Genomic DNA, 2,161 nt, shown 5'->3' with positions numbered 1-2,161 from the left:
CTCGCCTGAGCCCCGGCCGCAGCGCCCCGCTCCCGCCTGCGCCCTGCCCGCGCCGCGCGTGGGAGCGACGCGGGTCGCGACCGCGACCACTCAGCCATTGCGCAGGTTTCATCGCAGTCGCGCAGTCGCGGTCGCGGCTCGCGCCGCTCCTACAGTCGGGCAAGGGCCCTTCCCCCGCCGTTGCGGCCAAAGCGCAACGACGCAAGCCACCGCGGAACGCCCGCTGCGGGCCGAACCGGCACCGTCACAGCTTCTTGCGGTTATCGTCCGGCACCCGGTCGATCAGCTTGTTGTAGGGGTCGAACCCGACCTCGTACGGCGCCTCGTCGACCACCGCCGTCAGCGTGAACTCGCCCTGCGCGACATGCCGGCGCTGCAGGTACAGCACCTTCTCGTCCTCTTCCTTGCCCGAGGCGCCGCGCGCGAACACCCCGACCTCGACCCAGTCGTCCATCCGCCCCGGCGTCTCGCGGCCCTTGCCGTCGGCGTAGCGCTTGGCCGCCTGCACCTGCAGGGTCACCTCGTACTTGCCGTCGGCGCGCTTCTTCGACGAGGCCGACAGCACCCGGTTGTCGTAGAACGCGATCTTCTCGAACAGGTCGGTGATCAGCGCCTGCTGGTCCGGCCTGGCCTCGCGGCGCAGATAGGTCAGCAGCTCGGCCGAAGTGGTGTACGGCGGCTGCTGGTAGCCCTTGTCGAGCGCGAATTGCTTGAGCGCGCGATTGACCGCGTCCTCGCCCAGTTCCTCGCGCAGGCGGTAGAACGCCAGCGAACCCTTGCGGTAATGCACGTACTGCTGGTTCTCGACCCGATACAGCGGCAGTTCCTCGACCCGCTCGCCGGCGCGCTCGGACAGGTAACGGTCCAGCTCGTACTTGAGGAAGCGGCGCATCCTGGCGCGGCCGTATTCCTTCTCCATCACCATCAACGCGGAATACTGCGACAGCGATTCCGACAGCATCGTCGAACCCTGCAAGTCGGCGCCGATGACCTGGTGCGCCCACCACTGGTGCGCCACTTCGTGCGCGGTCACGTAGAACACGTAGTCGACCGCGGCCGGATCGCGCAGGTCGGCGACGAAGCCGATGGATTCGGAGAACGGGATGGTGTTGGCGAAGCTCTGGGCGAAGCGCGCGTAGGCCGGGAACTCGATGATGCGCACCTGGCGGTGCTGGTACGGGGTGAAATTGGCCTGGAAGTAATCCAGCGATTTCTTGGTCGCCGCGATCATGCGGTCGACGTTGAACTCGTGCTTGGGATCATAATAGACCTCGATCGCGACCCCGCCCCGATAGGTGTCGCGCTTGACCTTCCAGCGCGCCGACAGATACGAGTAGAACGGCAGCATCGGCCGGTCCATCGCGTAGTCGAAGCACTTGCGCCCGTCCTTTTCGTACTCGCGCACCAGATAGCCCGGCGACAGCGCGGTCTGGTCCGGCGCGGTGCAGATCGAGGTCTTGAAGTCGATCCAGTCGGCGTCGCCGACGATGTAGTTGCGCTGGCGCGCCGACGCGTCCTCGAGCTTGGCCATGCGCGGCACCTCGCCCAGGCCGCGCTTGCGGCGCTCGTTGCGGTCGAGCAGCTCGCGGCCGGCGTCGTAACCGAAGTGCGGAAACACGCTGGAATTGAAGAAGCTGCCGTTGCCGACCACCGCATGCTGGCCGGGCTCGTTGCTGAAGCCGCGCTGGGCGAAGGACTGCCGGAACCGCAGCTCGCGCCGTTCGCCCGGTTGCATCGGCGCGTCCAGGCGATAGATGCGGTAGCCCAGGCGCGCCTCGCTGCTGACCAGCCTGGCGCCGCCGAACTCCAATTGGCGGATATCGGCATCGGGATCGACCGAGACATGGAACTCGCGGATCGGCGCGGCATGCGGGTTGAGCAGCGTGTAGCGCCCGCTCGCGCTCATGCTCAGGTCTTCCGGGCGCAGGTCGACGTGATTTTCGACGGCGACGATCTTGGGCTGCGGCAAGTCCTTGTACTTGCGGAACAGGCGCTCGTAGCGCGCCTGCTCGTCCATCGCCACGTCCGCCGGGGTGTAGCGGTTGAGCACGTTGGTGTTCCAGAAGATCCAGGCGCCGGTCGCGACCCACGCGACCGCCACCGCCGCCAGCGCCAGCCGCGGCCCGCCGCGCAGACGCTCGCGCGCGAAGCGCAGGCGCTC

Annotated in this window: 1 protein-coding gene; it reads right to left on the bottom strand. The window is 67.7% G+C overall.

Translation table 11 applies throughout. The features are described 5' to 3' along the window. Positions 1-244: 244 nt before the first annotated feature. The coding region (locus tag A7A76_RS24805) for a M1 family metallopeptidase (protein WP_277425886.1) at positions 245-2,161 on the bottom strand (1,917 nt) is incomplete at its 5' end.

Origin of the sequence: Lysobacter enzymogenes, from assembly GCF_017168095.1 — a bacterium.
GTDB classification, from domain to species: Bacteria; Pseudomonadota; Gammaproteobacteria; order Xanthomonadales; family Xanthomonadaceae; genus Lysobacter; species Lysobacter enzymogenes_D.
This window is presented reverse-complemented; position numbering and strand designations above follow the sequence as displayed.